The 23,346-nt window shown below is 49.6% G+C and carries 24 protein-coding genes, 1 tRNA gene and 1 pseudogene; 14 read left to right on the top strand and 12 right to left on the bottom strand.

The window, feature by feature from the left end; genetic code table 11:
* Positions 1-46 precede the first annotated feature (46 nt).
* The 3 genes from MPL1_RS03440 to MPL1_RS03430 are packed head-to-tail and all read left to right on the top strand — an operon-like array spanning position 47 to position 1,396.
* A complete protein-coding gene (locus MPL1_RS03440; protein WP_009725737.1) occupies positions 47-280 on the top strand; it encodes a sulfurtransferase TusA family protein in 234 nt (77 codons plus the stop codon).
* Between the two features lies 1 nt (position 281).
* Complete coding sequence (dsrE2, locus tag MPL1_RS03435; protein ID WP_009725736.1) at positions 282-746, top strand: sulfur carrier protein DsrE2; 465 nt, start codon at positions 282-284, stop codon at positions 744-746.
* Positions 747-790: 44 nt separating this feature from the next.
* On the top strand, positions 791-1,396 hold the full coding sequence (locus MPL1_RS03430) for a DUF502 domain-containing protein (protein ID WP_009725735.1): 606 nt from the start codon (positions 791-793) through the stop codon (positions 1,394-1,396).
* Between the two features lie 4 nt (positions 1,397-1,400).
* Here the strand turns inward: MPL1_RS03430 and MPL1_RS03425 are convergent.
* Together MPL1_RS03425 and MPL1_RS03420 are read right to left on the bottom strand one after the other, a co-directional pair.
* Positions 1,401-1,477: transfer RNA gene (locus tag MPL1_RS03425), tRNA-Arg, on the bottom strand.
* A gap of 26 nt (positions 1,478-1,503) precedes the next feature.
* Positions 1,504-2,448, bottom strand: coding sequence for an SdiA-regulated domain-containing protein (locus tag MPL1_RS03420; RefSeq protein WP_009725734.1), 945 nt, complete (start codon positions 2,446-2,448; stop codon positions 1,504-1,506).
* 256 nt (positions 2,449-2,704) lie between these two features.
* Here MPL1_RS03420 and MPL1_RS03415 point away from each other — a divergent pair, with 256 nt between their 5' ends.
* Both MPL1_RS03415 and MPL1_RS03410 read left to right on the top strand, forming a co-directional pair.
* Positions 2,705-3,838 (top strand): HD domain-containing phosphohydrolase, encoded by a 1,134-nt coding sequence (locus MPL1_RS03415; protein ID WP_009725733.1) that lies wholly within the window; start codon positions 2,705-2,707, stop codon positions 3,836-3,838.
* Positions 3,839-3,843: 5 nt separating this feature from the next.
* Positions 3,844-6,363, top strand: a complete 2,520-nt coding sequence (locus MPL1_RS03410) for an ATP-binding protein (protein ID WP_009725732.1) — start codon at positions 3,844-3,846, stop codon at positions 6,361-6,363.
* A 2-nt stretch (positions 6,364-6,365) separates the two neighbouring features.
* On the opposite strand, the gene MPL1_RS03405 is transcribed toward MPL1_RS03410, so the two are convergent.
* The 3 genes from MPL1_RS03405 to MPL1_RS03395 all read right to left on the bottom strand — a co-directional run bounded on the left by MPL1_RS03405 (position 6,366) and on the right by MPL1_RS03395 (position 9,356).
* Positions 6,366-7,241: a crotonase/enoyl-CoA hydratase family protein gene (locus tag MPL1_RS03405; RefSeq protein WP_009725731.1), complete on the bottom strand. Its 876-nt coding sequence runs from the start codon at positions 7,239-7,241 to the stop codon at positions 6,366-6,368.
* A gap of 167 nt (positions 7,242-7,408) precedes the next feature.
* Positions 7,409-8,389 carry a histone deacetylase family protein gene (locus MPL1_RS03400; protein ID WP_009725730.1) on the bottom strand — a complete coding sequence of 327 codons (981 nt, stop codon included), beginning with the start codon at positions 8,387-8,389 and terminating at the stop codon, positions 7,409-7,411.
* Positions 8,390-8,399: 10 nt separating this feature from the next.
* Positions 8,400-9,356, bottom strand: a complete 957-nt coding sequence (locus tag MPL1_RS03395; RefSeq protein WP_040576840.1) for a YbgA family protein — start codon at positions 9,354-9,356, stop codon at positions 8,400-8,402.
* Between the two features lie 115 nt (positions 9,357-9,471).
* Here MPL1_RS03395 and MPL1_RS14040 point away from each other — a divergent pair, with 115 nt between their 5' ends.
* Genes MPL1_RS14040 through hemH form a run of 3 tightly spaced genes read left to right on the top strand, consistent with a single transcriptional unit; the run spans position 9,472 to position 11,390 of the window.
* Positions 9,472-10,020, top strand: a complete 549-nt coding sequence (locus MPL1_RS14040) for an NAD-dependent epimerase/dehydratase family protein (RefSeq protein ID WP_009725728.1) — start codon at positions 9,472-9,474, stop codon at positions 10,018-10,020.
* Complete coding sequence (locus MPL1_RS14035) at positions 9,969-10,364, top strand: DUF1731 domain-containing protein (protein WP_235045516.1); 396 nt, start codon at positions 9,969-9,971, stop codon at positions 10,362-10,364. The genes MPL1_RS14040 and MPL1_RS14035 overlap by 52 nt, the downstream gene beginning before the upstream one ends.
* 3 nt (positions 10,365-10,367) lie before the next feature.
* Complete coding sequence (gene hemH / locus MPL1_RS03385; protein ID WP_009725726.1) at positions 10,368-11,390, top strand: ferrochelatase; 1,023 nt, start codon at positions 10,368-10,370, stop codon at positions 11,388-11,390.
* Here the strand turns inward: hemH and MPL1_RS03380 are convergent.
* The 3 genes from MPL1_RS03380 to flgA form a co-directional block, all read right to left on the bottom strand.
* Positions 11,373-11,861 carry a flagella synthesis protein FlgN gene (locus MPL1_RS03380; protein ID WP_009725725.1) on the bottom strand — a complete coding sequence of 163 codons (489 nt, stop codon included), beginning with the start codon at positions 11,859-11,861 and terminating at the stop codon, positions 11,373-11,375. The genes hemH and MPL1_RS03380 overlap by 18 nt on opposite strands.
* A 17-nt stretch (positions 11,862-11,878) precedes the next feature.
* A complete protein-coding gene (gene flgM / locus MPL1_RS03375) occupies positions 11,879-12,184 on the bottom strand; it encodes a flagellar biosynthesis anti-sigma factor FlgM (RefSeq protein WP_009725724.1) in 306 nt (101 codons plus the stop codon).
* Between the two features lie 78 nt (positions 12,185-12,262).
* A complete protein-coding gene (flgA, locus tag MPL1_RS03370) occupies positions 12,263-12,970 on the bottom strand; it encodes a flagellar basal body P-ring formation chaperone FlgA (protein ID WP_009725723.1) in 708 nt (235 codons plus the stop codon).
* A 154-nt stretch (positions 12,971-13,124) separates the two neighbouring features.
* Here flgA and MPL1_RS03365 point away from each other — a divergent pair, with 154 nt between their 5' ends.
* Positions 13,125-14,063: a chemotaxis protein CheV gene (locus MPL1_RS03365; RefSeq protein WP_040576839.1), complete on the top strand. Its 939-nt coding sequence runs from the start codon at positions 13,125-13,127 to the stop codon at positions 14,061-14,063.
* A gap of 59 nt (positions 14,064-14,122) precedes the next feature.
* Here MPL1_RS03365 and MPL1_RS03360 read toward each other — a convergent pair whose 3' ends face one another.
* The 4 genes from MPL1_RS03360 to MPL1_RS03345 are packed head-to-tail and all read right to left on the bottom strand — an operon-like array spanning position 14,123 to position 18,880.
* The gene (locus tag MPL1_RS03360; protein ID WP_009725721.1) at positions 14,123-15,235 is read right to left on the bottom strand and encodes a DUF4340 domain-containing protein; all 1,113 of its coding nucleotides are present in this window, start codon (positions 15,233-15,235) and stop codon (positions 14,123-14,125) included.
* A 37-nt stretch (positions 15,236-15,272) separates the two neighbouring features.
* The gene (locus MPL1_RS03355; protein WP_009725720.1) at positions 15,273-17,177 is read right to left on the bottom strand and encodes a GldG family protein; all 1,905 of its coding nucleotides are present in this window, start codon (positions 17,175-17,177) and stop codon (positions 15,273-15,275) included.
* Between the two features lie 15 nt (positions 17,178-17,192).
* The gene (locus MPL1_RS03350; protein WP_040576838.1) at positions 17,193-17,933 is read right to left on the bottom strand and encodes an ABC transporter permease; all 741 of its coding nucleotides are present in this window, start codon (positions 17,931-17,933) and stop codon (positions 17,193-17,195) included.
* Positions 17,933-18,880, bottom strand: coding sequence for an ABC transporter ATP-binding protein (locus MPL1_RS03345; RefSeq protein ID WP_009725718.1), 948 nt, complete (start codon positions 18,878-18,880; stop codon positions 17,933-17,935). The genes MPL1_RS03350 and MPL1_RS03345 overlap by 1 nt, the downstream gene beginning before the upstream one ends.
* 184 nt (positions 18,881-19,064) lie before the next feature.
* Between MPL1_RS03345 and MPL1_RS03340 the strand changes: the two genes are divergently transcribed.
* The 5 genes and pseudogenes from MPL1_RS03340 (at position 19,065) to MPL1_RS03325 (ending at position 23,344) form a co-directional block, all read left to right on the top strand.
* Complete coding sequence (locus tag MPL1_RS03340; RefSeq protein ID WP_009725717.1) at positions 19,065-20,072, top strand: DUF2333 family protein; 1,008 nt, start codon at positions 19,065-19,067, stop codon at positions 20,070-20,072.
* A complete protein-coding gene (locus MPL1_RS03335) occupies positions 20,069-20,428 on the top strand; it encodes a winged helix-turn-helix domain-containing protein (protein ID WP_009725716.1) in 360 nt (119 codons plus the stop codon). Before MPL1_RS03340 ends, MPL1_RS03335 begins: the two co-directional genes overlap by 4 nt.
* Before the next feature lie 89 nt (positions 20,429-20,517).
* Positions 20,518-20,790, top strand: a pseudogene (locus MPL1_RS14360) (substrate-binding domain-containing protein); the annotation flags it as partial.
* A gap of 89 nt (positions 20,791-20,879) precedes the next feature.
* A complete protein-coding gene (locus MPL1_RS14250) occupies positions 20,880-21,314 on the top strand; it encodes a substrate-binding domain-containing protein (protein WP_327036632.1) in 435 nt (144 codons plus the stop codon).
* Between the two features lie 86 nt (positions 21,315-21,400).
* On the top strand, positions 21,401-23,344 hold the full coding sequence (locus tag MPL1_RS03325) for a TonB-dependent receptor plug domain-containing protein (protein WP_009725715.1): 1,944 nt from the start codon (positions 21,401-21,403) through the stop codon (positions 23,342-23,344).
* The last annotated feature ends 2 nt before the right edge of the window (positions 23,345-23,346 follow it).

The raw sequence follows: 23,346 nt of genomic DNA, 5'->3' as shown, positions 1-23,346 counted from the left end.
GTGTTTATCATTCTAATTATCTCAATTAGATTTTGGACTGTCTGCCATGTCAGCATTTGATGTTGAAGTTGATACCTCAGGACTCAACTGCCCGTTACCTGTACTCAAGGCTCGTAAAGCGCTCGCTGATATGAGCGCCGGCCAGAAATTGCACCTTATCGTAACAGATAAGGGGGCCAACAAGGATATACCAGCATTCTGCAAAATGACCGGAAACCAGTTGGTTGAAAACTACGAGCAAGCAGGGAAACTGCACTTCATTTTGGAAAAAGGAGCCTGAGATGGCCAAAAAACTCGCCATTATTGCCAGCAAAGGCACACTTGATGGTGCCTACCCTCCTTTCCTGTTGGCATCAACCGCAGCCGCGCTGGGCTTTGAGGCCAAGATTTTTTTCACTTTCTATGGTTTGCAACTGCTGAAAAAAGATCTCTCGCTGAAAGTCTCGCCACTAGGAAACCCGGCCATGCCAATGCCGGTTCCTGTGCCCAGTCTGATTCAAGTGATTCCAGGCATGGAAGCCTTCGCCACCTGGATGATGAAACGCAAGCTGAAAAGCAAAGGTGTCGCCAGTGTTGAAGAACTTCGCAGCATTTGCCTGGAAAGTGAGGTTGAGCTGATTGCCTGCCAGATGACGGTTGATTTGTTTGATTTTAAACACGAAGACTTCATTGACGGCATCAGTAGCGGCGGCGCTGCAACCTTTCTTGAATTTGCCAGCGATGCTGATATCACCTTGTATATCTGAATCCAGTCATCACCATTAAGCTGGCACGCTAAAGGAGTTCCGCCATGCAGTTTGTCTGGGGAATATTGCTCAAAGGGCTGGCAGCAGTTCTGCCGGTTGGACTGACCCTCTATTTTATCTACTGGCTCAGTCTTTCAATTGAGCGCCTGATGCACCCATTGCTTGATTATCTGATTCCTGGTGAATATTACTGGCCAGGACTCGGACTGCTGACCGGTCTAATGTTCCTGTTTTTGATTGGTCTGGCAGTCAATGCCTGGCTGATACAACGTATCCTTGGCCTCGGTGAATACCTGTTAAGCCGGATCCCACTGATCAAATCCATTTACGGGGCCATCCGTGATTTCACAGATTTCTTTGCCAATGGTCAGCAGCGACAATCACTCAGTAATGCCGTTGCCGTTGAAATCGGCGGTGTACGTCTGCTTGGCTTCAAAGTACAAGACAATGTTGACGATGTGCTGCCCGAACAAGCAGACCAGGATCTCATCGCCGTCTACTTGCCTATGAGTTATCAAATCGGCGGTTATACCGTCTGTTTGCCCAGATCTTCTGTCATCGATCTGGAAATGGGTAACGAAGAAACCATGCGCTGGATTTTGACTGCAGGACTGTCTAAGTCGGAAAAATCTGCTCAGCAACATCGGTAAATGATGGCGTCCCCGACAGGAGTCGAACCTGTGGCCTTCCCCTTAGGAGGGGGACGCTCTATCCAGCTGAGCTACGGGGACACTGGCCGTGGATTATAACAGGCCATTTACTTTGGGCTCACCCTCAAACCGGCTTTAATGCATTGCCTTGGGTTTTTCAAAGACATACAACAAATTCGGTTCACTGGTGATATAGATACTGCCATCAGGACCGATTGCAACACCTTCAGCTTGAGGAATATTGCTCTAAGGCCGTGAAATCCTCGCCACAAATTCAGGCTGCCAAGCAGCTTGCCATCAGCGTCATACTCTGCGAGCAGACGCGATTCATGACTCAGCAACAGTACCGTATCGGCATGAGGTCCATGAGTCACTGATGACAAATCCCGCAGAGCGAGTCGATTAAAGCGCCCAGGCGTGACCTCTGTGACAGACAGTTGATCATTGCCGTTTGACTGCTCGACAAAACCCGTTATTTGCAACACTCGAAGCGGATTTCGCTCTGTCACCACCAGCAACCGCTGATGATGTTCATCCCAGGAGACACCCTCAAAACTCTTGTTTCGGCGAATATTCAGATCCAGCCTGAGTTGAGGTACATCAGTGATATCGACAGTCAGAGTCTCAGGCAAAATTTCTATCAGCATCAGGCGATGTTCAGCCTCATCAACAATTGCATATTGATGGCCATTGATGTGGGTAATGCCTTCGACATCCTTGACGCCTTGCAGAGCAATCTTGCGAAGCAGCTCACCCGAAGTGGACAGTTCGACAATTGATGACTGACCATTGATCACCGAAAACAAAGTACCTGTCTCGTGATTGTAGGTCAGTCCTGACAGATCGCTGTCGACTCCGCTGATTGGCAATGCGTCAATACTGACGGTGTATTGACCCAACTCAAGTGATGTTTGATGACTCACTGCAGAAAAACCAGGTTTGATGGAATACCAGAGCAACGCCTCGAGTCTGGCGGCGTAAATGAGCACTGAAAACAACAGCAAGAGCAGGATGGTAATCTGCAATTTACCCAAGCGCAGCACTGATTTCATAGGGTTTCCTTGTACGTCGAACAGAGAATGTGTGGTCGAATTCAGCAACCGAGGAGGCTTATTCACAGCGATATCCTGAACTGACAAGCTTAACTGGCGCTTAAACAACGGGACGGTTAAGTCATGGACAGTCACGCCGCGATAAAACATAATTGGTGAATGGTTGAAATCAGCGGCGGCAGTATGTCTGCCACTGGATATTTGCGTTACATCCTATTGCAGGAGGCAGCTGGCAAGCGCACTCACAATGAGGACGATGACTTTGACTGTTAACACTGCGAAGCCCATTGAAAACGACTTCGAGGCAGCGAGAAAACGCAGCATCCTGAAAAAAGCCAAGCGAGTAGTGATCATTGATGATCAATCCACTGGCAGAACCATTCTCAGTAAAGTCATTCAGCAAATTGACTACGCTCTGGAAGTTCTGACTTTCTCGACACCGGCATCAGCACTGGATTGGCTGACTGAAAATGACCCGGATCTGATCATCACCGACTACAAAATGCCTGAGATGAATGGCATTGAACTGATCAAGGCCATCCGGCATCTCGACCACTGTGAAAATGTGCCCATCGTGATGATCACCATTGTCAGCGACAGGGCTGTTCGTTACGAAGCGCTGGAAGCAGGCGCAACGGCTTTTCTCACCCGCCCGCTGGATCAAATTGAATGCCGAACCAGTTGCCGAAACCTGCTGCAAATGCACGAACAGCATCTCATCATCGCTGATAGAGCCAACCTGCTGGCCCGGCAGGTTGAAATCGCCACACAGCAAATTGTCCTGCGTGAAAAAGAAACGATCCTAAGGCTTGCCAAGGCCGGCGAATATCGAGACGAAGGCACCGGAAACCATGTGGTTCGCATGGCGAAGTATTCGAGACTGATCGCTGAAGCCATGCAATGCTTCACTGCACAAGAATGCGAAGATCTGGAATATGCCGCGCCGATGCATGATATTGGGAAAATCGGCATCCCCGACCAGATTCTGCAAAAGCCCGGTCCGCTGTCAGCGGACGAATGGGTCGTGATGAAAACCCACGCCACTATCGGCCATGAAATTCTCTCGGACAGTCAATCCAAATACATGCAACTTGGTGCCATTATTGCGCTCAACCACCACGAACGCTTTGATGGAAAAGGATATCCCTCAGGCCTGACTGGCGAGCAGATTCCATTGATTGCTCGTGTGGTGTCGGTCGCTGATATTTTTGACGCACTGGTTTCAGATCGGCCCTATAAAGCAGCCTGGCCACTTGAAGATGCGCTCGAGTACATCCAGCAACAATCCGGTCACTCATTAGACCCGCGCTGTGTCGAGGCGTTTTTTAAACAATTGCCACAAATCAAAGAGATTCATTCACGCTACTCTGATGAGCTGGACGAAGGTTAACAGCGATGTCGGAACCGGTAGTGTCTGCCCCTACATCCGTTCGTGCATGGCTAAAAAACAGGCTTTCACAGGCCAGCGATACCGAACCTGAACAAGCGATCAAAATCCGCCTGACGCTTGGCATCGGGCTGCTGATTTATTTCTGCCTGCCCTGGCGAGAAGATCAAACTTTCGCCTCAACGCTAAGCAGCTTCTCCAGCATTGTCGCGCTGAGTTATTACAGCTTCGCGCTGATGATTGCTGTCGCGATTCTGATCAATCCAAAGCCCTCGCCTATTCGCCGTATCATGGGCATTTTTCTGGATATGGTATCGCTATCCATCGTCATGTTTATGGCTGGCGCCGAAGCGGTTTACCTCTTTGTTTTATATCTCTGGGTCATCCTGGGTAACGGCTTTCGCTATGGCCTGCGCTATTTGTATATTTCCTGGTTAGTGGCGGTGACCGGCTTTACCATGGCCATCACCTGGGGCGAATACTGGCAAAGTTTTGACCATCGTCCTGTTGGATTCAGTCTGTTATTCCTGCTTTTACTGATCCCGCTGTATGCTGCTTTTCTGATCAATAAACTGCATGCGGCCATCGCATCGGCCAAGCAAGCGAATGAAGCCAAAACCCGTTTTCTTGCCAATATGTCGCATGAACTGCGAACACCACTCAATGGCGTCATTGGTATTGCGGATCTGATGGGGGAAACACCCTTAAATTCGCAACAACGCGAATTTGTTCACATCATGCGTAACTCGGCCAATACATTATTAGGCTTGATTGAGAATGTTCTCGACATTTCAAAGATCGAGGCGGGTAAAATTACCCTGAATGATGAAGCGTTTGACTTGCATGAGTTTGTTCACAACATCATTCAGATGCAACGACCGATGGGCCAGGCAAAAGGCCTGCATGTTGCGCTGTGGATCGATTCGCAAATTCCCCCGGGGGTTCGCGGCGATCCTCAACACCTGAGACAGGTGCTAATCAATTTAATCGGCAATGCCATAAAATTTACAGAAACAGGGACTGTTCGACTCATCCTCAACGCTGAACAACTCAGCGAACAGCAGGTCCGTGTAAGATTTGATGTTGAAGACACGGGCATCGGCATCCCGGCTTCTGCATTGCCGACAATATTTGATGACTTTACGCAGGTTATCGATAGTTCGACGCATGGTCAGCATGGTGGCACTGGGTTGGGCACGACGATTGCCAAGGAACTGGTTCAACTGATGGGAGGAGCAATTGGTGTTGAGAGTCAATCGGGACAAGGTACTCGTTTCTGGTTCACGATTGATCTGGCGCTGATTGCACAACAACACGTGTCAATTTCCGAAAGACGAATTCTGCTGTTGGCTGATGAAGACAGCCAGCAAACATTGCAACCGGCGTTTGATAGTTGGGGCGTTCCCTATCAAGCAGTCAGTTCTCCCGCCCGAGCTTTCTCGGAGTTGCTTAATGCTGCCGACCAACGAAAGCAGGCGTTTAGTGTCGTGATGGTAGATGTCCCATGTATGCAGGATATTGATGCCATGCAGTTTGCGCAGTTGATCATGGGGGAACCTACACTGGCAAACCTGTCACTTGTTCTGCTTAGACCTAATCGTCAGCAAATCGCTCGACTTCAGGATTTTTATGTGTCCTCTGTTAACGATCTGACCGATAAACCAAGTCTGTTTAACGCCATCCATGCGGCACAAAGCGTGTCTGTCAATGACAACGAAAACATTATCAAGCTATCCAGAGAACGTGCCAAACCAGGGCCTGCTTTGAAAGTGCTGGTGGCAGAAGACAACCAGGTCAATCAACAGGTGATGAAAGGCATTCTCAAACATGCCGGCCACCGCATGATTCTGGCTGAATCGGGCGATGAAGCGCTAGACATGATCAGTGAGCGCCTGGATGAAATTGATCTCATTATTCTTGATATGAATATGCCGGGTTACAGTGGCCTGGAGATCCTCAAACGTTTACGTATCATGGACACTCAAGCAACAACACCAGTCATTATTCTGACCGCCGATGCAACCCCGATGGCAAGACAAGCCTGTCTGGATGCAGGCGTCGATGCTTTTTTAACCAAACCTGTGCAAAGCAGCAGCTTGCTACGTACGATTGAAGAGCTCACCAGTGAACTTCAATTCAAGGACATTGACGCAGCAGCAGGACCAGCGCTACTGGATCAGACTGCACTGTTGGAATTGGTTCAGCTTGGTCAAGATGCACACTTCCTGCAACGCCTGATCGAGGGCTTCAAGGAAGATGGCAACTATCACACCACCATCATTCGTCTGGCTGCTCAGGATGACTATTTCCGTATGCGTGAAAGCTTGCATGCAATACGTGGCTCAGCGGCTGAGTTGAGCGCCCACGCATTGGTCGAACTATGCCGTCAGGCTGAGCACAGCAAACCTGTTGAAATCGGCAGTCCACGCATACTGCAACTGGCCGAAGACATTCAGCAGTGTTACCAGGACACGGTAACTGCGCTTGAGCAACAACTGAATAAATTCAGCTCCACAAGCAGTCAATAAGCTTAACGATCGGCCTTTGCAGTTTGCCGACGAACCAGCCGTTGCATCATGCGCAGATCTTTTGCGGTGAGTTTCAGTGCCGCATCTGCCCATATCTCAGCAATTGCCACCAGCTCCTGATAATCAACTGGATTGCACAAGTCGCGGATTTTCTGCATCGCCTTGTAGCTGTTTGGCGAGCGATTGGCTGACTTGATGTAACTATACAGCGCCATTTCGCCCTGTCCGGGTTCTGCAAGAATATCGACGGCACCCCATTCGTAAAGTGTTTCAGCCGAATACAGTTCACCGCTAAGGATCATCTGTTGCGCTCTGGCTGCCCCCACTTTGCGTGACAGCAAAGAAAAGGCTCCCATGCCAGGAAATAAATTAAACAATACTTCCGGCAAGCCCATTTTGACACCGCGCTCAGCAATGATCAGGTTGCTGGATAATGCTGCCTCAAAGCCACCGCCCAGTGCATCGCCCTGAATCAGTGACACTGTGGTCAGGTCACTGCCGAAGTGATGCATATTGTCGTAAAGAATATCAATGCAATGTATGGCGTAGGCAAGCAAACCTTCACGGTCGCGCTCGTCAATCAGACGGGTGAATAAATCCAGGTCACCGCCCAGATTAAAGACACTCTCTACGCTGGAGCCAACCACCAAGAAGTCATACTTTTGCTGGTTCGTCTCACGCATTTCCTGTTTCACAGAGGCCAGGTAATGAGACAGCTCGTTTAATAAAGTCGGTGTAAAACAAGGTCGCGGGTTGGCATTCATATAAAACCAGCCAATCCGGTGTTGGGCATCGTAGCTCGTATCCAGCTGACTGTAGGCAGATGAGGAATGCTCTTTCCCTGTATCTTGGTGTTTCAGTTGTGCAACGGCGTTCATCGATACTCTCCTTAAGCAGATTTTCCTGATGACAAAAATTCGTCACGACTGTTTCCGCTAGGGTCGAAGCATTAACCGTGCCTAAATCAAGCGTTTCCCTGAAAAAGATTGTTCACAACATTAAAGCCGATCACTCTATTCAACAAATCATCAACATGTACTGACCGTTATAGTTGCAACAGTGTCCGTAAATGACTGACGACTGCCCGGGCATTACCCTCAAGGTTGTATCCACCTTCGAGCACTGAAACCACACGGCCATCACAATGCGTATCGGCAATTTGCATCACCATTCTGGTCAGCTGTGCAAAGCCGTCATCCGTGACCAGATGACAGCCAAGCCAATCATCTTCACGACTGTCAAAACCAGCAGAAATCAGGACCAAGTCGGGTTTGAATGCATCGGCGGCTGGCAATAGATAACGTTCAAAGGCTTCGATAATGTCGGTATCACCACTACCGCATGGCAAGTGAACGTTGATATTAAATCCTTCACCAGCTCCTTTTCCGGTTTTGCCGGGATCACCGGTGCCCGGATAGGCATACCAGTCGTGAGTGGAAAAAAACAACACTGACGGATCGTCATAGAACGCCCACTCGGTACCGTTGCCGTGATGATAATCCCAGTCAACGATCAGCACTTTTTCTAAAGCAAACCTTTGCTGTGCGTACCTGGCTGCGATGGCGATATGGTTGTAATAACAAAAGCCCTCCTCTGCTCCGCTATTTTCAGCATGATGACCCGGTGGTCTAGAGGCAGAAAAGGCATTGTCGACTTTGCCTGAGCAAACAGCCTCCGTGGCCGTCAACATCGCTGAGGTCGCCAATAATGCAGCGCTATGCGCTTCGGGATCATTGACGATGATTTGTTCGATATGCCAGTCCGAGTGAACTTTATTGAGCCAGTCGCTCGCATCAATACTGGGTGTCATCAGCTTGAGCTGATTGAGCAAATCCTGCTCCAGCAGTTGTTGTTCAAGTGCCTGATAACGCGCGGGAGACTCTGGATGACCTGACTGTATCCAGTGCTGCTTGAATCCGGGATCCAGCACAATGGCTGACTCTCGTTTTGGCTGCTGTGTTTCTGCCTGAAGCCCTGAGTGAAGTCCCATCAATGTTGCCAATCCAAGAAAGTCTCTGCGCTGCATGGCGATGTCCCTATATCACGTTTCTCAAGCCCAAATCTCCGGGATACGGCTGCAAATAAGCCTGTTTTTCAATATACGGATTGGGATGATTATTGAAATGATGCTTCAACAATGTCACTGGCACAATCAGTGGTAAAAGAGCGCGACGGTATTGATCGATGATATCGGCCAACTCATGTTTTTCGGCGGGGCTCAGGTTTTTTTTCAGATATCCCTGCAAGTGCATCAGCACATTAGCATGGGTTTTTCTTGAGGCCAGTTTCGACAGGCTGGCCATCAAACTTGAAAAATAGCGTGCACCAATCAAATTGATTTCATGCTTGCCTGCTTGCGCCACCATACGGCCAAGTGCCGCATAATCAGCAGGAGAATGTGCCATCAGACAGTATTTATAGCTGGCATGAAACTCCACCAGTTTGTGATGCGTCATGCCGCCTTTCTGAAGCTGTTGCCAATTATGATATGCAAATACACGAGTAATAAAGTTCTCTCTCAGCAAAGGATCGCTGAGCCTGCCCGATTCCTCTACCGGTAACAGTGGATGCGCCTTGATGAAGGCTTCGGCATAAATACCTCGACCACCTGCCGGGTCAGGGTAGCCACTTTCCTGATAGACCTTGACCCTGTACACACCGCAGCTGGGGGAGTTTTTCATGAAAATGTAACCACACAAATCCTGATGCTGTGCGGCCTTTTGCCTGCCATAATCTCGTAAGGCATCAGTGTATTCAATAGAAGCATCATGAACTGCCACGGCACGCGGACTGTCGACATCGCCTACCAGTCGGATCGGTTTACGCGGAATACCCATGCCAATACCAACTTCCGGACACTCGGCAACAAAGTCGAAATAACGAGCCAGACTGTCTGTGCACAAACGTAAATGTTTATGCCCACCATCAAACCTTACTTGTTGTCCCAGCAAGCAACTACTGATTCCCACCTTTATTTTGGCCACGCACGTCATCCTCAGTGATTAACAGTGACACAGTAGACTGATTTTATTGTCGCAATGTTCTGTTGCATACAAACTTTATTGAAATCATGCTTTCTATTACCTAATAACTTTGTGGGAGACCCGTATGCATTACCTCATGACCGGTGGCACCGGTCTAATCGGCCGCGAAATTTGTCGACAATTGCTTAGCGAAGGTCATCACATCACGCTATGGACCCGTGATGTGAAAAAAGCACATCAGCACTGCGGAGAGCAAATCAAAGCGGTGACTGCACTGGAAATGATTCCGGCCAACGAAACATTTGATGCGGTGATCAACCTGGCAGGCGAACCCATCGCCGATGGTCGCTGGACATCCTCAAAAAAACAGAAAATCGAACAGAGTCGAATTGGGCTGACCCAGCAATTGGTCGCCTGGCTGGCTCAGCATCCACAAAAACCACAATGTCTGATTAGCGGTTCTGCAGTTGGCTGGTATGGCAATCAGGGTGATCGTCTTGTGACCGAACAATCTGACTTCCATGATGAATACAGTCATCAACTGTGCGCGCAATGGGAGGCAGCCGCAGAATCAGCCAAAACTCAGGTATCCGCGTGGTCATTGTGCGCACGGGACTGGTCGTGGCTGCTGAGGGTGGGTTTCTGGGCAAGATGTTGTTGCCATTCAAATTAGGCCTGGGTGGCCGTATCAGTCATGGTCAACAATACATGCCATGGATTCATCTGCACGATATCGCAAGACTGTTCATCTTTTTGTCGCAGCATGAATCAGCTCAGGGTGTGTTTAACGGCACCGCACCGAATCCAGTGACCAATCAGCAATTTACCAAAGCTCTGGGCACTGCACTGAACCGTCCGGCAATTTTTCCTGTACCAGCAGTGGTTTTGAAAGCCGCTTTCGGCGAAATGTCTGAATTGCTGCTAGGCGGGCAGAAGGCTGTGCCAGAAAAAGCACAGGCACTCGGCTTTGAGTTTTTTTATACTGACCTCCAGACAACTCTTAATTCGGTAGTTTGATTTATGACACAACGCGCAGTACTACTCGCAAATCTCGGCTCACCTGATAAACCTGAAACCGCAGAGGTTCGTCGCTATCTCAATCAGTTCTTGATGGATCCGTATGTGATTCAGCTGCCATGGCCGCTAAGGCGAATGATCGTCAGTCTGTTTGTGCTACCAACACGCCCGAAAGCCTCTGCCGAGGCTTATCAGAGTATCTGGTGGCCTGAAGGCTCGCCATTAGTGGTGTTATCTCAACAACTGCGTGATGCTGTTCAAGCCAAGACCGATGTGCCCGTCGCCATGGCGATGCGCTATGGTCAACCAAGTATCGAACAACAACTACTCAAACTCTGTGAGAATCCGGCGATTACTGAAGTTTTGTTTATGCCGATGTATCCGCACTTTGCCGACAGCACCGTCGAAACATCTATTCAGGAAGCCAGGCGCGTCATCAAGGCGCATGATTTGAACATCACTTTGCAGGTAGTTCAGCCCTTTTACGATGATCCAGACTACATCAATGCCCTGGTCGAGAGCGCTAGTCCGCATCTGAACGAACCCTATGATCATCTGATCTTCAGCTATCACGGTCTGCCAGAGTCGCACATTCTCAAACGTGATGAATCAGGGAGTCATTGCCTGAAACAGGCTGAATGTTGCGCCACACCTCACCCAGCACATGCAACCTGTTATCGACATCAAGTCATGCGGACTACCGCTGCTTTTGCTGCAAAAGCAGGGCTTGAGGCTTCACGATATTCCGTTGCTTTTCAATCTCGACTCGGCAGACAAAAATGGCTGGGGCCAAATACCGAAGACCGAATCCGTGAACTGGCCGCTTCTGGAGCACGCAAACTGTTGGTGATCTGTCCGGCATTTGTCACGGATTGTCTGGAAACACTGGAAGAGATCCAGATTCGCGGGCAGGAAGTGTTCGAAGAAGCAGGTGGCGAACAATTGACGCTCATCCCCTGCCTCAACACCCACCCAGCCTGGGTAGATGTATTAAGCCAATGGTGTGCGTCAGACCCGACCGATTAGTGGCTGACGCACCACTTGGCTGGTGTACTCGCCGCCGGGACCGTAAGCGTCACTGTCAGGCTCTCTGCCTCTTAAAATACTCATGGCACGCTGAAGGTATTGACGATTGACGTTGACGATACCGCCATTGATTTGATTGTGCTCATGGCAACTTCTGGCGAGCTGCTTGAGTTCGCCGGTTAATTGAGTGAGCTGACGGGCGACTGACGCGTCCTGATTGTCGATAAAGGCTTCAAGACCCGATTTACCGGGAGGGAAACCGACGTTTTTGAGTAATTGGTTACGCTGTCTGCCCGACTGTTCCAGCTGTACCAACAGAGGTTGTTTTTTTCGTGAAACTTCATCAATGACCGCAGTATTTGAGTTGGTCAGCGCTTCGCGCTCTTCCAGTAGCATGGCATTGAGTTGTTTGGCAGCCTGAAGTTCAGACTTGAGGAGAGACAGTAATTGTTGGGCAGCTTGAATTGTCATGACGAGCAACTCCGAAGTTATAATTGACCCTCCAGATCAATCATATTTCGTGCCAGTTTTTCAGAGTCCACCTGATAACTGCCGTCGGCAATCGCCGCGCGAAGTGCTTCGACACGCTGCACATCTACTTGAGGCAGGTCAGCCACTGATCTTTGCAAGCTTTGCAATTGACTGGCCGTGTCGGTCAGGCTGACCTTGTCAGCATTTGAATTGCTCTGCTCAGTTGTGCTGGTAGCCATGCCGCGATTGTTATCCGCATTAGGATTACGCGTTGCAATCAGGCTGGGCTGACCACTGCTTTTAATGTTATTGATTTCAGACATACGTCTGCTTCCCTTTATACCGTCTGACTATTCTATCGGACATGGGTCAGAAAACTTTAACAAAATAATCATTGGCCGCTACATCGACACTCGGACGCGTCCAGGCCCGTCAACAATACCTTCAACAATACGCTCCGAAGAACTGTTTCTGACGCGTAGCCGCTCTCCTTCCATCGCATCGGCCATCGCTGTGCCCTGCATGCGTACTTCCATTTTACCGACCGTGGCAATCAACTGAATGAACTCGCCGCGTTTGATAGTCGCCTGTTGTCTGAAGTTATTGTTGCTTAATACGGTGCCTGCAGCTATCGGATGACGCAGCGTCTGCCCCAGCACCAAATCACTATGACCAATAACTCCCTGACGCAAATTGCCAATATCGACCATCTCTGTTCGAATATCTTCACTGGTCAGCACATGATTGGCAGATAAAGGCCTTGCTGCTACCACCGCAGCCTGCATCACTCTGATTCTGGTGGGTACATAAATTGTCCAGCTCACTGGCCCTCGGCAACGAACGCCAATAGTTTGACTGCCTGCTGATGACACATCCCGATTGGCAAAGGCTTCCATACCTCGCTCGCAAGGATGCAGTCTGAGCCTGGGATCCAGACTGTCAACGATGACCTGGGGATTGTCATAACGCATCCGCGCCTGCTGCATCGCAAACACATACGCCGTCTGTTCAATTTCAGAAATTGATTGCAAGCTGTTTGCCTGAAGCGGCGGTGGGGTCAAAAACATGACACTGAAAACCGCAAAAACAAGACTTGATAGTGTTTTCATTGCTATGCTCTCCGATGAGTCATCTGGCTATTGCTATTCATATCTTGAGTTGAGCAAAAATCATGCCTCATAAATCTGAGCAAGCTGCTGGCGCTGATTCAAGGCTGTCCAAGAACTGCCGATAAATAAAGAAGAACTACGAGGAGCACAGACTGTGGCGGGAATAATGGATGGTGTTGATCAACGAACACAACTGGCTGGGCATAACCGCCTGGAACTGCTTTTGTTTCGTCTGGAAGGTCAACAGCTCTACGGAATCAATGTATTCAAGGTACGTGAAGCGGTCCCTTGTCCAGCCTTGACCAAATTGCCTAACGCTCATCCGGTTATTTGCGGTATATCCAACGTTCGGGGTAAGACAGTCAGTATTTACGATCTGTCAAAAGGCATCGGCGGGCGCGCCGTCAAAGAACCACAACAATGCTTTGTGATCATTACCGAATACAACCGCTCGGTTCAGGGTTTCTTGATTCGAAGTGTTGATCGCATCGTAAATACCAGTTGGTCAGAGATCATGCCCCCACCAGCTGCATCCGGCAAAAAACACTACGTCACCGCCATTACTGAAATTGATAATCAACTGATTGAAATCATTGATGTTGAAAAAGTACTGGCCGAGGTAGTTGGCATCAACGATACCGTTTCACAATCCATCGTCGAACAGTTCACTTCGCTTAATCACAACAAACAATTTCACATTCTAGTGGCGGATGATTCCAGTGTTGCTCGTAACCAGATCCGTCGAACCATGGAACAGCTGGGGATCAAGGTCACCATTGTCAATGATGGTTTGAAGGCACTCCGGCAATTGCAAGCCTGGGCGGCAGAGGGTCTTGATGTCACCCAGCATATTGATTTGCTGATTTCTGATATAGAAATGCCTGAAATGGATGGCTACACCCTGACCACTGAAATCAGAAAAGATCCTGCTATCAAGGATGTTCGCATCTTGCTGCACACCTCCATGAGTGGTGCTTTCAATAATGCCCTGGTGGAAAAGGTAGGCGCAGACAAGTTCATTCCAAAATTCTCTCCTGATGACCTGGCGCTGACGGTACAGGAGTTACTCACCAGCTGGCACGGTAGAAGTTAACTGCCTTAAAAAACAAACAAGGCTCCCGCAGGAGCCTTGTTTTATGATGCAGATCGCCTTTAACGCATCATCATCGGATCAACCGGCATCGGAATAGTACGTGATGCCTCAGTGACAATATCACTGCGGGCACGCATCAGATTCGTGCCGGTGAAGCCACCCAGCCGATATACCCAAGCAGAGAGGTTTTCATTAATCCAGTCTGCCTCTTCCTGGACTTGCTCTGGTGTTTTCAGCACTTCCATTTCGACAATATCACTGGGTGCAGCTGTAATGCTTGCCGGATCATATTGGGCTGAAAAAGTACTGAAATAAAAACCATCGTTGAAAGACGTTTCAGATGTCACTACCAGACCATCAAAAGTTGTAAATTCTGCCGTTACCACTTCGGCATCGCCGCGAGAAAACTGCTCTGCCGGTTGTACATCCTGCATGCGCAACTGATGCAAGGAGCCAGCAATGTCATAGCCTAATTGTTCATAGACAAATACCGTTGCCTCTCTATCCTCGGGGGTTCCGAAGCGGTTACGTTGGCCAAGGTTGACCAAAGTAGCAGATGAACCGTCAGGTTGTGTGATGGTCACCTTTGCGATCCGCTCACGTTCAATATCAACGATCTGGGTACGCACCCAGTTCATCATGACTGGACTCAGATTCAGATAGCCTTCAACCAGCCAGCTTCTGTCTTCACCACCTCGGCGCGCATAGTGCTGTGTCGGGCCATCCCAACGAGCGGTATCACGGGTACGTCCCAAGACCAACTGCGCTACGGTCTCATCTTGATCAAGCATAGTGATCTGCACTGATTCTCCACCGTCTTCGATACCTTCAACGCCAAGTAACAGATAGTGTTCCGGGTTATCAGTTTTGCGTTCGAGGATTCGTGATTCGGCAATATCCACCAGCATTCGGCGGACCTGACGACCATCGGCCATATAATCAAAGTGTTCGCTAATGAACCACTCGCCACCCTGACGATACAGCGTAAAGTCACCCTGACGACTATTGAATCGAACGGTATTGATCGAGTTCAACTCAGACAGCATTTCAGGAAACAAGGGCGCAAAATCCTCGTCATCGCCCACTGCCTTGAAAATCGTCACAGCCATCAGCAATACCATGATGATGGTCAATATTAGTAAAACGTTAAATGCATTTAATTTTTTTGTCATTTTCTCAACCTGTCCTAAATAAGGGGCCACACAGCAATTAGTGCTGGAACCGGCCTTGTCTGCGTTTACGCAGACGCAACCAGCCGGAAAGAATTGCCAATAAAATGACAATCATGGGCACCAGACCGATGTTGAAAAACTTGAGTTGCGTATCCAAACGCTCAATATCCTGACGCAGGTTAACTCGCACGCGGCGCAGTTCCTGCTCGGCTTGATTGGCCATCTGACGCAGCTCGGCGATTTCCTGCTCCTGTTCAGGTGTCAGCAATTGTTCACCTGCACCGGCTGATTGCATTCGAGCAATCGCCTGTTGAGTTTCCTGAACAGTTCTTTGCAACTCACGTTCCTGAGTTCTGAAACGGCGCTCAGCCTCACGTTGAATCGCTTGAACACGAGTGAAGGGACGTGAAAAACCAGTACGCGAACGCACACTGATTAAGCCTTCTGTACCCGTGATATCTTCAATTGCGTTAGTCAGAAAATCAACATTGTTCGATGTGGTGAAGTTAATGGTTTCACCAAAGAACTCTTGCTGTTGAACCCAGAAACGAGGGTTGAGCATGTCAACATCTGCAATAGCAATCACATCGATCGGCCCATCAGAACTATCACGATGGTTCGGCATTTTTTGTACCTGACCTGTAGCATCACGTGCGCCTTCCGGGAATGCAGTCTGCACTTCACCACGCACCCTGATTGCCATCGGATAGCTAATTGTTCCCGGTTCATAACGGGTCAGTAATGCCACAGGATCGTTACGGAATTGCACGACACGTCGATCCACCAGCATCGCTTCACTCGAAGAAGACAGTAACGGTGTGATTTCGGTGCTGGCATCCTCCAGCAGAACAAAATGCCCTGGAGTCGCCACGTTGATGCGACGCAGGTTGGCAGTAATGCGCTCTTCCTGATTCATATTGTCAGGTGTGAGTGCCTGCCAGAGTACGTAGTCAATCGGTTGATGATTGGTACGCGCACCAAAGTCAACACGTGTTGCAGTGACTCGGTCGGCCACCACATCCGTTGGCGAGCGCTGAAAGCCCCAAGCCTGGAACAGCTTGTCCATGTTCGAGGCACGCGAGGCCATCATGGCTGACATCGGATTATCAGGATCGCGTGGTGGCTGATCGATTTCCGCATGCGGATCGACAAAAGTCACCAGTCGACCACCACTGAGCACGTATTGCTCAATGGCATACAAGGTTGCATCCGTCAGCTCTTTGGGATGTACCACAACCAGGGCATCGAGACTGGAAGGGATACGGCGAACATCCGCTGGCAGTACTGAAACGTTGAACAGATCCCGTAGCTCGCCCATGATTGGCCATGGCGGACTGCCACCTTCTTCCAGACGGCCACTCAGTGGATCAAAATCTTCACCATCAATTGGCAAAGCGCTCAGTACCGCAATATTTCTGCGTTGAGCTTCAGAGAGCGTCTGCACCAGTCGGGTCAGATCGTATTCCAAGGTGTCTTCATTGACCGTTTGGAAAAAACGAATGACTTCAAGACCATCCAGCTCATTGGTGGCTGCCAGACCGAAAAACAATGGATCATCCTCACCATCGATGGGAATACCCAACAGGCCGTATTGCTCCGCCCGTTGTTCATGGTCTGTAAACGGCCGTGGATCAATGACCAACAATCTGATCATGCCATTTGAGGCTCGCTCATACTCACGCAGCAGCTCCTGAACCCGCTGCGCATGAGCACGGATGCCAGGCAATGCCTGAGCGACTCGTTCTGAGTAGTAAAAGCGCAGAGTAATGGGTTGCTGAACACTCTGGATGATATTCAGCGAACCATTGGACAAGGTGTATAACCTGTCTTCAGTCAAATCGATTCTGGCAGAGGTCAGATTATTGTTCACCACAATAATAAAAGAAACGAACAGGATGATCGCCAGAACCAATCCCGCCGGAGATAATAATTGCTTATTCATAAGTGCTTTGTTCCCCTAATCAGCTTTGCGGGCATTCACGATCAGCGCATTGGCAAACAGCCAGATGGCGATCAGTGAAGCAAAGTAGAGCATGTCACGCATATCAATGACGCCTTTGGAAATAGCATCGTAATGCGTCAGGAAGCTGAACGAACTGATCACGTCCACCAATACCCTTGGTGCCCAACTGCTAAAGAAATCCAGAACAATGCCGTAGCCTGCCAGTACAAAAATCAGACTGACCACCACACTGACAACAAAGGCAATTACCTGATTCTTGGTCGTTGCAGAGATGCAGGCACCAATTGCCAGGAAGCCACCCGCCATCAGCAAGCTGCCAAGGAAGCTGGCAAAGATAACGCCGTTATCTGGTGAGCCCAGGTAATTAACAGTGATCCATAACGGGAAATTAAGGAGTAATGCCAGACCCGTGAACGCCCAGGCGGCAAGAAACTTACCAATAACCGCTTCGAACACCGACACCGGCAATGTCATCAGCAGTTCAATAGAGCCGCTTTTACGTTCCTCTGCCCATAAACGCATCGAGATGGCCGGAATCAGTAAGATGTACAGCCAGGGATGCATGGAAAAGAAAGGATATAAATCGGCTTCGCCGCGATCAAAGAAGTTGCCGACAAAGAATGTGGAAAAACCTGCCAGCAGTAGAAATATAACGATAAAAACGTAAGCTACCGGTGTGGCGAAATAGCCATTGAACTCACGCTTCATAATGAACCAGATATTGTGCATATTCATCAGGCAGCATCTCCAGGACGAGTAGTCAGGGTGCGGAATACTTCATCAAGTCTTCCGTTTTCGACATAGAGAGACTCAATTTGCCAGCCATTGCTGCGAATTCTCTCTGATAATTCCAGGGTGATTTGCTTGCCACCTTTCGGGAAGATGCGAATGCCATTATTGAAGTTAAGCGGTTCAGTGCCAGCCACATCATCAAGCGACTCTACAAAACGTGACAAGGCGTCTGTTTCCACACCACCTACCGAGACACAGACCGCATTGTGATAACGCGACAATGCCTCAAGCTCATGCGGCGTACCATCAAATTCAATCTTGCCGTTGGCAATCAGTACGTTGCGATTACACATCGCGTGCACTTCTTCGAGAATGTGGGTGGAAATGATAATGGCTTTGTCTTCGGCCATTTCGTTGATCAGCGTACGCACTTCGTATTTTTGATTCGGGTCAAGACCATCGGTTGGCTCGTCCATGATCAATACCGGCGGATTATGCAAAATCGCCTGTGCCAGACCTACCCGACGTTTGTAACCTTTTGACAAGGTTTCGATGGGTTGAAACATGACGTGTGTGATTCGCGCCTTTTCAGCGGCAGAGGCAACAGCACGTTTTTTCTCAGCGCCACGCAATCCACGAACATCGGCAATGAATTTAAGAAAACCCTCCGGCGTCATGTCCGCATAGGCGGGTGCGCCTTCAGGCAGATAACCAATGCTGGCCTTGACGGATATCGGGTCAGTCAGTACATCGTAACCACATACCCTGACCGTACCTCGGGTCGGCGTCAAAAACCCGGTAATCATCTTCATGGTAGTGGACTTGCCAGCACCATTGGGCCCCAAAAACCCCAGGACTTCTCCCTTACTGACTGAGAAAGTCACACCATCTACAGCTTTTATCTCACCAAAGTGTTTGGCAAGGTCTTCAATCTCGATTCTGAGCGTCATTGAAAAAACGACCTCCGTTTTTATATTTATAGTAATTACGTAATGTTAAGTCGCAAACCATCCATTATTCTGAGCCTATCAGCAGCAAGTCAAGTCAGATTTCGTCTTGAACTGACGATGGTTGTCATCAGAGGATTGAGAGAATAAGCTGTCATAAGCCTTCTGAATCTCTGATGAGCCAGCCATGCAAATCTCACAAAGCCTGCAAACATTCAAGTTCCGCGCTCAACAACTGTTCAACAAAATTCGCCTGCCTGCCGATCCAAAATCGCTGGCAAAGCCTCTGGCAGCCGCAGGGCTGACGTTTTTATTGCTGATTTTGTTGTTCATGTGGTGGTGGAGTCGTATACCTTCACTGTTCGACCCTGCCATGATTGCCCAGACACAGGCTGACACTTATCAACATGAAATGGTGCCAGGTTATGTCTCAACCGTAACCCTCAAACAACTCGGTGAGACTTTACTGAACAAATCCGGCGGCTATCTGCGTAATGACGTACTGCCACCTTCCGTGTGGATGGACAATATGCCCTCATGGGAGTTCGGTGTACTGACACAAATCAGAGATTTTACATCGGCCATGCAACAAGATTTCAGCCGCTCACTGCCGCAATTTGAAGATGATCCGGATCTCAAACAAGCTGCTGAACGTTTTGCGTTTGACTCAAATTCCTGGATGTTTCCGTCAAGTGAGCGGGAATACCGCCGCGCCATTAGATCACTTGCCTCCTACCAATCCCGACTGGGCACACAGGACGAAGATGTCGCCAGTTTCACGATTACGACTCAAGCGCTGGATAGCTGGCTGAATACTGTCGCAGAAAGACTGCAAGACCGCCTGGAAAAACTCAGCGCCAGCCATCGTCCATTACAAAAAGCTATCAACCAGGAGCACACGCCTCGCTATCAGATAGACAATGTGTTCTTTGAAACCCGAGGGCAGCTGTGGGCGCTCAAACATCTCCTTGAAGCCGTTCAGGTAGACTTTGCCGAAGTATTGTCCAGCAATGCAAACGAGTTGTTATCCCAAATGGTGATGGAACTTGAAGTGAGCCTGCGCTCGCTATGCAGCCCAATTATTCTCAATCGTCACGGTTTTGGGCTGCTCTCCAATCATTCACTGACGCTGGCGTTTTTTGTGCAACGGTTGCAGACGGATCTGGCATTGCTTCGACAGGAGCTTGCACAATGATGGTCAGCAATGAGGCTGTCAAAGCCAGTCTGAAAATCAGGCTACATAGAGACGATCTGGTTGCTATCGGTCCTGGCAAAGCAGATTTACTGCAAGCCATCATTGAGCAGGGTTCGATTTCAGCGGCGGCCCGTTCCATGAACATGTCCTACAAACGCGCCTGGGATCTGGTCAACGTAATGAATGAAAGCTTTCAACAGCCTCTGGTCAGCACGGTCACCGGCGGCAGTCATGGTGGCGGCGCTCAGGTCACTGAGTTTGGCAAACAGATTCTGCAGCAGTATCAGGCGATACAACAAAAAGCCAATGCTGCAGTGGCTGATGATCTGGCCATGCTTGGCGCGCAGCTTCGTTAACACCCTGTTCGATGTTCGCCGGTTTCGTGTTTACAATCATCGTTATACATGATGGAATACATCGATAATTTAGCCGAGACAAAATAGTCATGAAAAAAGCGCTGTTACTGTTCTGCATACTTGCGCCGGTAGCACACGGTCAATCCTTCCTGAAACTGTCAACGACCACCAGTACTGACAATAGCGGCTTGCTGTCAGTCATCAACAACGCTTTTACTGAACAGACCAGCATCAGAGTGGCGGTCATTGCAGTCGGCACCGGTCAGGCTCTGAAGCTGGGCGCCAATGGCGATGTGGATCTGGCGCTGGTACATGCTCCGGAAGCAGAACTCAGCTTTATCGAATCCGGTGATTTTGTAGACCGTCGCTACGTGATGTTTAACGACTTTGTGCTGGTTGGCCCGGCCAATGATCCGGCCAAGTGCGCACCGCCAGTTCAATCATCGAGGCCATGCAGAAAATCGCAGCCAGTGGCGAGCGATTTATCTCGCGAGGTGATGATTCCGGCACCCATAAAAAAGAAATGCAGTTATGGCACAAAGCGGGAGTTGACCCCGCAGGTCGCTGGTATGTGCAGGCCGGCCAGGGCATGGGCGCGGTGCTGAAAATCGGCGATGAAATGCAGGGCTATGTACTGACCGACCGTGGCACCCAGATTGCCTTCAGCAACAATATGTCCTTGCAACTGCTGTTCGAAGGCGGTGCCGAGCTCAGCAATCCCTATCACATCATGGCCGTCAATCCGGTGCGTCACCCACATGTTGATCGAGCAAGTGCCGGTCTCTACATGGATTTCATCACCAGTGACGCCGGCCGCGAGCTGATTGACAACTTTACCATCGATGGTCAGCCACTGTTTTTTGCCAAACCGGTGCCCACCGAATAGTTCAATTTTTCTGGCGCAGCGGTTTTTTTTCGGCACCCGTTATATTTTTACAAATACATTGAACTATTTTTTTGAGGAAATATCCCATGTCTCCATCGATAAAACCGCTATCTATATTGGTAGCTGCTCTGGCATCCACACCAGTGGCACAAGCCACTGGCAGCTTTGAACTGGGTCGAATTGAAGTCACTGCAGCGCAGGAATTGCCCGCACTGGGCACCACTCGCATTGATGCCGACCTGATGCGCGATGAAAACCGTGAAACCCTCACCGAAGCATTGGACCGAGTGCCCGGTGTAGCGGTTGGCAATATCGGCATGCGTAATGAACAGGTTGCTTATATTCGGGGTTTTAACATGCGTCAGGTGCCGGTCTTGGTGGATGGCATGCCGGTCTATATTTCCTACGATGGCACGGTGGATCTCGGGCGTTTTACCACCTTTGATATTGCCGAGGTGAATGTTTCCAAAGGCTTTAGCTCGGTACTCTATGGCCCCAACACCCTGGGGGGAGCCATCAACCTGATTTCGCGTCGGCCCAGTGAAAAATTTGAAGGCGAGGTAGGTGCAGGCTATCAGGTTGGCGATACCCGAGGCAGTGATGGTTCGCGTGTCTGGGGTAATTTTGGCAGTAATCAGGGACAGTGGTATGTGCAAACCGGTGTCAGCTATGTGGATCAAAACGCCTTCTCGCTGTCCAACATGTTCAGTCCCAATGACGAACAGGGCCGAGGCCTTCGCAAAAACGCCGAATACCGTGATAAAAAAATCAGCCTGAAACTGGGCTGGACACCCAATGAAACCGATGAATACGCCATCAGCTACGTCAAACAGGACGGTAAAAAGAATGTGCCCACCTATGCAGGCACCGCAGACGAAACGCCACGCTATCGCCGCTGGCCGTTCTGGGACAGAGAAAGTATTTATTTTCTCAGCAACACGGCACTCGATGACGTCAGTTATCTGAAAACCCGTCTTTACTACGATCAGTTCGATAATCAGTTTGACTGGTACAACGACCGCGAATACACCGATTTATCACGGGAGAGTATTTACGATGATTACAGCTATGGCGGCAGTCTGGAATACGGTCGGCACATCGCCAATCATCTGGTCAAAGTCGCTGCCCATTATAAATTTGATGAGCATGTCGATTATGTGATTGGCGATCCAGACAGAGACAAATATCAGGACAAAACCTATTCGTTTGCCATCGAAGACACTATCACCCTGACGGAGCGGCAGTTTATTGTTGCCGGTGTCAGCTATGACCGCCGTGACAGCGTTAAAAGTGGCGAGTTTGATAACAACAGTACCGATGGCTGGAATCCTCAGATTGGCTATTTATTTGCACCGGATAATGCCAATGAAGGCCGCATCACCCTGTCACGCAAAACCCGGGTGCCGACCATGAGTGACCGCTATTCCACCAGCAATGGTCGTGCGTTGCCTGCCCCGGATCTTAAACCGGAAAAAGCCACCACCGCCGAAATAGGCTGGGTACATCGCATTGGCACTGTGGCAAGGCTTGAAGCGGCCATTTTCCACAGTAATATTCGCGATCTGATTCAACGGGTCGATATCGAACCTGTGGGCCCTGCTCGCTCGCAAAACCAGAATGTCGACAAAGTGCGTTCGCGCGGTGTTGAGCTTGGCGGTGAATTCTGGCTAGGTGAAAACTGGTTGCTGGGTACCCAATACAGTTACCTGGACCGTAAAAATCGCAGTTCGGATCTGCAACTGACCGACGCACCGGAACATACCCTGTTTGCTTATGCCACCTGGCAGGCGACACCGGCATTATCACTCTCGGCCAGCGCCCAGTATGAAAGCAAGCGCTTCAGCTCTACCGATCGTGAGCGTGTCGCCAGTTCCTTTACCGTCGCCAATTTCCGTGGCAGTTATCAGTTTGGTCAGGGCTTTACCGCCCGCTTTGGCGTCGAAAACTTTCTGGATCGCAACTATGCCTACACCGAAGGCTGGCCGGAGCCGGGCCGTACTTACTACGCCAACCTGAGTTACCGGTTCTGATC

Origin of the sequence: Methylophaga lonarensis MPL, assembly GCF_000349205.1 — a bacterium.
GTDB lineage: Bacteria > Pseudomonadota > Gammaproteobacteria > Nitrosococcales > Methylophagaceae > Methylophaga > Methylophaga lonarensis.
This window is presented reverse-complemented; position numbering and strand designations above follow the sequence as displayed.